The organism is Rhodopseudomonas sp. B29 (genome assembly GCF_000333455.1).
Classification (GTDB): domain Bacteria; phylum Pseudomonadota; class Alphaproteobacteria; order Rhizobiales; family Xanthobacteraceae; genus Rhodopseudomonas.
The window spans coordinates 1-7,533 of record NZ_BADD01000249.1; the positions used below are offsets into that span (position 1 = coordinate 1).

Here is a 7,533-nt window from a genome sequence, read left to right on the forward strand (position 1 = left end):
GGCTGGAATGTCCACGACATGGAATGCGGCAGAGCCTCGTCGCCGACCGTGACGATCTCGCCGGCCCGCGAATTATCGATATCGGCCAGGATCAATCGGCCGCTCGCCGCCGAGATGGCGCCGCTGGTGACGCAGGCAGATACGATCTGCGCCGACGTCGGGGAGCCGGCGCCCTGATCGCCGCGCAGCTTCATCATCTCGGCGAAGCGCTGGTTCATCACCGCCAACGTGCCGTCGGCGCGAAACATGCACAGACCGTGCGGCATATTGTTCAGCGCAGTGTCGAACTGCTGGGCGAGCGCGGCCTCGCGCTCACGCCCGATCCAGGCATTGAGATAGATACGCTGCAGGCTAGACGTCAGATGTCGGATGGACCCGAAGAACACCGTGCTGAAGAAGGCCAACGTCCAGTAGTACACGCCACCGACCGCGATCATTGCCAGGCACAAGGGACCGCAGCTCAGCAGCACCTGCATCTGAAAGATCTTCGGGCGACCGAAGGTGCGACCGACCCCCGCAGAGGTGTACGCCACGATCGTGGTGATGCAAACCATATGCGCGCCCATGTCTTTGGTGTTCAGTAACACCACCATCGACCAAACGCCGAGCAGAATGGCGTGGGCTAAGCCGCCGATGCGATAGCGCTGCTCCCAAATGTCGGCATCTTCCGGCGATAACGGAGCATTGCGTTGCCGATAACGATGCATCTGGAGGGCGCGAGCGAACCCGACCAGGACGAACAGCGGAACGCATATCCAATTGAGCAGATCGCCGGTCATCACCCCGATCACGCATCCGGCAATCGCCGGCGCGAACGCACCGAAGATCATCGGCGCAGGGTTCATGAACAACGAATCAACCATACCGGCGTAGATCGCCGGAGACATCTCAGGATCGGCGTTGCGTTGGCGACGGGCAAGCAGCATCAGGCACGCATGTCCTTTCGGAGCACTGTCGTACTCTGAGCAGATGAAATAATCCTGAGCGAATATCGTTAGCGTAAAGTTTAGGAAATCTCAGATGCACGTCCACGGAACCTGACAACTGAGTGTCAACTTGGTCGTGGCTCTGGTTCCCGAATGCAGATACGACGCTGGGCTGCTACACGCACGCTTCAAAGTGGCAACAATGATAACTGGAGACTCGCCGTTCAGGACAATAGCGGCGACCACGCCGGGTCGGATGCGTAGCCCGGCGTCGGGACTCGCAGCTCGTTACGGCCCGAAATATCGACCGTGAACAGCGACGGGCCGGCATTTCCGCCGGGATCGCGGAAGAACATCACCACGCGGCCGTTGGGCGCGAAGGTCGGGCCTTCGTTGTGGAACCCGGACGTCAGGATGCGCTCGCCCGAGCCGTCGGGCTTCATGATGCCGATCGCGAACTGACCACCACCCTGCTTGGTGAAGGCGATGTAGTCGCCGCGCGGCGACCACACCGGCGTCGAATAGGTGCCGTCGCCGAAAGAAATGCGCTGCGCCTGGCCGCCGGATGCCGGCATCACGTAGATCTGCGGCTTGCCGCCACGATCCGACTCGAAACAGATCTGGCTGCCGTCCGGCTTGTAGGACGGCGAGGTGTCGATCGCCGGCGTATCGGTCAGCCGAGTGGTGCTTTTGGAGCGCAAATCCATCACGAACAGATTGGCGTTGCCGCCCTGCTGCAGGCTCATGATGATGCGCTGACCGTCCGGCGAGAACCGCGGCGCGAACGACATGCCGGGGAAGTTGCCGACGATCTCGCGCTGGCCGGTCTCGACGTTGTACAAGTACACACGCGGCTCGCCCTGGCCGAATTCCATATAGGTGATTTCCTGGGTCGACGGCGAGAACCGCGGCGTCAGCACCAGATCGGCGCCGCGCGTGAGATAGCGCACGTTGGCGCCGTCCTGATCCATCAACGCCAGCCGCTTGACGCGGCGCTCGGCCGGTCCGCTTTCGTCGATGAACACCACGCGGCTGTCGAAGTACCCCTTTTCACCGGTCAGACGCTCGTAGATCTGGTCGGAGATGATGTGGGCGATGCGCCGCCAATATTCCGGCGACGTGAAGTATTGCTGGCCGGCGAGTTGCTGTCCGGTGGCGACGTCCCACAGCCTGAATTCGGCCTTCAGCCGGCCGTCCGGCTGCCGGGTCATGCGGCCGGTCACCAGCGCCTGGGCGTTTATGCTGGCCCAGCTCTTGAACTGCGGCGGCACGTCGATGTTGGTGATCTTCTCGAGATACGCCGCCTGGTCGATCGGCGCGAACAGGCCGCTGCGCTTGAGATTGTTGGTGATCACCTGAGCGACGCCGTTGCTGACTTCGGCATCGCCGGGCGTGCCCGGCACGAAGTTCGGAATGGCGATTGGCAGCGGCGCGAAATTGCCTTCGGTGATCTGCACCCGCGCCTGGCCGAAGGCTTCGCGTAGTCCGAATGCGGCCGCGCCGGCGGCGCCTGCGGCGGTGAGCATCAATTTGCGTCGATCAAGCAGTAGCGGCATTTTCAAATTTCCATCGGGTCAGGGTGTCGCGCGCGGCGCCACGTCGGCAATCCGGGTTGATACTTGCCATCAAGTTCGTCGTTCGGTGAACACCGGGGCGAAGAATTTCCACTCCTCGAAGAACTGCGCCGGCAGATTGTAGGGCTGGCATTCGACGATCGCCCGCAGCGCGCTCTCCTGATACACGCGCAGATACGGTGTCGGCGGATTGCCTTCCGGCTGCGGCATGCCTTCGAGCGTACCATCGCGCTTGAGGCGGATGACGAAAGAAGCTTCGGCGCGCTGGGCTTCGATGCCGCCGTAAGGCTTCTTCCAGCAACGCTCGACTTGCGACTGGAACATTGCGCCCCAGGTCGCCGAATTGTCGGCGGACTTGCCCTTCGACAGCCCCAGCGCGGCGTTGGAATTCAGCACGTCGCCGGCTGCGGCCTGCCGCGTCGGATCGCGCTTGTCGAGCAGAGCGGTCTTCATCAGTTCCTGGAAATTCCGCTCGGTCTTGGGCCTCTCGGGCGCCGGCTTGGCGGCCGCCTCGGCCTTCGGCTTGGGCGGCGTCGGCTTCTTCTCTTCCTTCTTCAAAGCCTCGGCGATCGGATCGACCTTGGGATCAGGCTGCGGCTTCTCGGCCTTCTTGGTCTCGTCCTTCGGCTCGGGCTTCTTCTCGGCCTTCTTCGGCTCTTCCTTTTTGGGCTCTTCTTTCACCACCGGTTTCGGCGGATCGGGCTTCTTCTCGACCGGCTTGTCGGGCTTGGGCTGGGGCGGCGGCGAGGTGTCGGTGACTACCGGCGGCTTCTTGTCGTCGATCTTGCCGACCAGATCCTCGACCGGCTTGGCCTCGGCGACCTTCTCGGCCAGCGGCTTGGGATTCTCCTTCTTGCCGCTGCGGTTGCCGGCCATCACCTTGGCGAGCTGATCCTCCGAGATGGTATCGACCGCGACAGAATCCTGCGGCTCGAGTTCGAACGCCTTGGAGGTGAAAGACAGCATGGCCCAGCCGAGCACGAGGACGTGCAACGCCACCGACGCAGCCAGGGTCTTGTCGATCTTCACCTTCAGGATTCCCGCTCCATTCTCACGGCGGCTTCGTCAGCTCCGGATTACGAGCCCTGGTCCGGCAGGATGACGATGTTCGGCTTGAAGCCTGCGGCCTTGATCTGGCCGAGCAATTTCATCATGTCCGTATAGCAGACGTCTTTATCACCACGAAGATACACGACATTGTCGGTATCCGACCTGGTCTCACGGATGGCCTTGATCTTGGCGTCCAGATCGGACGCCGCGATCGGACTATCGCCGAGATACATCTCGACGCTGGAATTGCAGCCGCCGCCGGTGCGCTTGACCGACAGGGTCAGCGGCGGCGAATTCGACTGGATCTGGGCGCCGCCGCGCGCCGTCGGCAGATCGATGTCGATCGAGGTGGTGAGCAGCGGCGCCGCGACCATGAAGATGATCAGCAGCACCAGCATCACGTCGACCATCGGGGTGACGTTGATCTCTGCCATCACCGGCCGGCGGCCTCTGCCGCGGCGTCCACCCCCGCCGCCACCGGCGGCCATGTTCATCGCCATGAGTTCGTCACCAAGTTCGGATGCTCACTGTGCCGGTCCGGTTAGATCTCACGTGCGCTCGTCGATCTGGCGCGACAGGATGGCCGAGAACTCGTCGGCGAAACCTTCCAGCCGCTGAGTCTGGCGGTTCACCTCCGAGGTGAACTTATTGTAGAAAATTGTCGCCGGAATTGCGGCGATCAGACCGATAGCGGTGGCGAACAGCGCTTCGGCGATACCGGGCGCCACCACCGCCAGCGACGTGTTCTTCGATGCGGCGATCGACTGGAAGCTCGACATGATGCCCCAGACGGTGCCGAACAGGCCGACGAAGGGGCCGGCCGAACCGACCGTCGCCAGTACCAGCAGCCGCCGGTCGAGCCGCTCAATTTCGCGGGCGATCGAGACGTTCATCACTTTCTCGATACGCATCTGCAGGCCGGCAAAGGACCGGGAATGGCTCTCGAACGAGCGCTTCCACTCGCGCATCGCGGCGACGAAGCACGCCGCCATCGAGTGCGTCGGCTTGGCCGACAGCGTGCGATACAACTCATCGATCGACTCACCCGACCAGAACGCCTGCTCGAAGCGATCCATGGCGCGGCGGGTTCGGGCGTAGAGAAACAGCTTGTCGATCGCGATAGCCCAGACCCAGACCGAACAGCCGAGCAAGCCGAGCATGATCGTCTTGACCACCCAGTGGGCGTGCCAGAACAGCGATACCAGCGACACGTCGGCGACTACCGAAGGGAGCGCTTCGCCGTTCATCGTGCAACATCCTCTCAAGAAAGTGGTCGGTCCGGCTGGGCTTGGCCGGCCTGTGGTTCCCACGGCCACGCGCCGCGAGCTGGCAAACCGCCATTGCCAACCTGATCTGTCACGGGAAGGCCCCGTCCGAGCCGGGCTCTCAATCCCCTTCCAACGTGTCAAAACAAGGGCTGACGACGCTTTTTGCCCTGCTCACCAAACCCCGCGCAGGGTTAACAAGGGGTTATCAAGGGGGTGAAAATGCCCGTGATCGCGCTGGCGCGGCCTCTAATGGCGCGACGGGAGGGGCGGAGAGAGGTGGCGCAGCTTGTCGGGGTTGCGAACAACATAGATTGCAACTATGCGGCCGTTGTCGATGTCCAGCGCTGTGGTCTGGAGCAACCCGTCGGGCTCGCGTGTCACGAAGCCCGGCAGGCCGTCGATCGGCTGCACGGCCACCAGTGTCGAACTGCCCGACCTGACCTTGCGGGCAATGCCGGCGAAAAGCCGCAGCACCTTGTCGGCGCCACGCACCGGAATGATCGCAGCCGGCCGCTTACCGCCTCCATCGCTGACGAACGTCACGCCGTCCGCTAGCAGGGCCATCAGCGCAGCTACATCACCGCTCCGCGACGCCTGTAGAACGCGCCGGCGATGGCCTCCCCCTGCTCCGCCGAGATCGGAAACCGCGGCCGCTCGGCGCGCAGATGCGCGCGGGCCCGCGTCGCGAGTTGGCGACACGCTGCGGCATCACGGTCGAGCGTGCCGGCGATCTCGTCGAAGCCGATACCGAATACGTCGTGAAGCAGGAACGCCGCCCGCTCCAGCGGTGATAATCGCTCCAGCGCGATCATCAGTGTCAGCGTGATATCGTCGGCGCTGTCCTCGTCGGTTTAGCCGCGACGATCGGCTCGGGCAGCCACGGACCGATATAGGTCTCACGCCGACGACGAGCTGACTTCAACTGATCGAGGCAAAGCCGCGTCACGGTCCGAACCAGGTAGCCCGCCGGGTCGAGAACCTCGGCGCGGTCGGTGCGATGCCAACGCAAATAGGCGTCCTGCACGACGTCCTCGGCATCGCTGACCGAGCCGAGCATCCGATAGGCGACGCGCAACAAACGCGGACGCAGCGGCGCGAAACTCGCCGCTGCGTCGGTCATCGGTTGCGTCTGGTCAGGAGGCCTTGGCATGAATGGCGGCGTCGACCGGGTGCACCATGCGGAAGCCGATCGCAATGCGATTCCAGGTGTTGATGGCGCCGATCAGCACCGTCAGCTTGACCTGCTCGGCCTCGTCGAACTGTGCGCTGAGCAGCGCGTAGTCGGCATCCGGTGCGTTGGTCTGCGCCACCAGTGTCAGCGCCTCGGTCCAGGCCAAGGCGGCGCGCTCGCGCTCGCTATACGCCGGCGACTCGCGCCACGCATTCAGGAGATACAGCCGCTGCTCGGTCTCGCCGTGGGCACGGGCATCCTTGCTGTGCATGTCGAGGCAGAAGGCGCAGCCATTGATCTGCGAGGCTCGCATCTTGACCAGTTCGATCAGGCTCGGTTCGAGGCCGGAATGCCGGATCGCGGCTTCGAGCGCCACCATGGCCTTGTACATGTCGGGCGCCGCGGCGGCGGGGTTGAGACGGGGTTTCATCGTCCTCTCCATCGGTTGGATGAGCATAGGACGAGGCTGCGCCACGCGGTGTGACATTCGCGCGAGATTTCTTTCGATAAACGCAAAGCCACCCGCCTGGGGGCTCAGGCGGGCGGCTGCTAGCGCAACGAAGTCTGATAATTAGATGCTATCAGCCCTGCGCCGGATTGTCCGAGGACGGCTGCTGCGGCTTGCCGCGATGCTGCTGCATGAACAGGTCGAACTCTTCCTTGTCCTTGGCGTGACGCAGGCGGTCGAGGAAGTCCTTGAATTCGCGCTGTTCGTCTTCGAGCCGGCGCAGCGTCTCCATGCGATACTCGTCGAAAGCGCGGTTGCCGCTCGACGGCGGGCCGAAGCCGAAACCGTCCATGCGCGAGCGCATGCGGTCCATCTTCCACTGCATCCGCTCCATCTTGCCCGCGAAGCGGTCTCGATCCCAGCAACCCATGTTTCTGCTCCAGAGTGAATAGAAGAGAAGCGCAAGTCCGATCGGCCACCACACGATGAAGCCGAGGACGGTGAGGATGATCCAGCCGGGGCGGAAGGACGGCCGCAGCATGGGCTGGTAGCGCGCCTCGGCCGGGCCCCAACGATTGTAGTCAGCGGCGTTCATTCGATTCTCCATCGGCTGTGCCGTTGTGAATGTAAATAACATTTACATACTTGGGCCGTTCCTGAGTTTTGTCAAGCGAGGTCGGAAAACGGTCGGATGATTTTTCGCCGCAGGGTGTCGCAGGGGGCATGCGCCGTACGCCCGAACTTCGGCGACGCGTCGAAGCCTACTTCGGGGCCGGACCCCACGGGCCGGATCGCGTTGCTTCTGCTGGCTTTTCCGTCTCCGCCGCGGTCTCCGTCGAGAAGCCTAGCCCGCGCAGATAGATCAGCACCCCGGCCTCCAGCAGCTCTTCGGGCTCCATCGGCAGCTTGCGCCGGGCGCCATCGCCGCGGCCGAACAGCGCCGCGATTCCATGCGACATCGACCAGATGTGAAGAGCCATCATCAGCGCCGGCGGCCGCGCGACGCCGGGCGGGGTCAACGCCGCGAGCCGTTCGGCCGCGGCGCGAATGATGTTGAAGGCGCGCTCGGAAGCAGTCATCAGCAACGGGATCTGGT

Annotated in this window: 7 protein-coding genes and 2 pseudogenes; all 9 read right to left on the minus strand. The window is 63.5% G+C overall.

The genetic code is table 11. The features are described 5' to 3' along the window. Nucleotides 1-926: PAS-domain containing protein (locus tag I5M_RS09060; protein ID WP_022721104.1), on the minus strand; the 926-nt coding region annotated here is incomplete at its 3' end. 224 nt (nucleotides 927-1,150) lie between these two features. After that, entirely contained in the window at nucleotides 1,151-2,482 is a 1,332-nt protein-coding gene (gene tolB, locus I5M_RS09065) for a Tol-Pal system beta propeller repeat protein TolB (RefSeq protein WP_022721105.1), read from the minus strand. 69 nt (nucleotides 2,483-2,551) lie between these two features. Next, nucleotides 2,552-3,529 carry a hypothetical protein gene (locus I5M_RS09070; RefSeq protein WP_022721106.1) on the minus strand — a complete coding sequence of 326 codons (978 nt, stop codon included), beginning with the start codon at nucleotides 3,527-3,529 and terminating at the stop codon, nucleotides 2,552-2,554. A gap of 47 nt (nucleotides 3,530-3,576) precedes the next feature. Beyond that, nucleotides 3,577-4,050: an ExbD/TolR family protein gene (locus tag I5M_RS09075; RefSeq protein ID WP_022721107.1), complete on the minus strand. Its 474-nt coding sequence runs from the start codon at nucleotides 4,048-4,050 to the stop codon at nucleotides 3,577-3,579. A 48-nt stretch (nucleotides 4,051-4,098) separates the two neighbouring features. Then, complete coding sequence (gene tolQ / locus I5M_RS09080) at nucleotides 4,099-4,797, minus strand: protein TolQ (RefSeq protein WP_022721108.1); 699 nt, start codon at nucleotides 4,795-4,797, stop codon at nucleotides 4,099-4,101. A 267-nt stretch (nucleotides 4,798-5,064) separates the two neighbouring features. Then, a pseudogene (locus I5M_RS29420) lies at nucleotides 5,065-5,968 on the minus strand (sigma-70 family RNA polymerase sigma factor). Then, nucleotides 5,952-6,419 carry a carboxymuconolactone decarboxylase family protein gene (locus I5M_RS09090; RefSeq protein WP_022721109.1) on the minus strand — a complete coding sequence of 156 codons (468 nt, stop codon included), beginning with the start codon at nucleotides 6,417-6,419 and terminating at the stop codon, nucleotides 5,952-5,954. The pseudogene I5M_RS29420 and the gene I5M_RS09090 overlap by 17 nt, the downstream one beginning before the upstream one ends. A gap of 151 nt (nucleotides 6,420-6,570) precedes the next feature. Then, the gene (locus I5M_RS09095) at nucleotides 6,571-7,032 is read right to left on the minus strand and encodes a DUF2852 domain-containing protein (protein WP_022721110.1); all 462 of its coding nucleotides are present in this window, start codon (nucleotides 7,030-7,032) and stop codon (nucleotides 6,571-6,573) included. A gap of 166 nt (nucleotides 7,033-7,198) precedes the next feature. Continuing rightward, nucleotides 7,199-7,533: pseudogene (locus I5M_RS09100) on the minus strand (TetR/AcrR family transcriptional regulator); the annotation flags it as partial.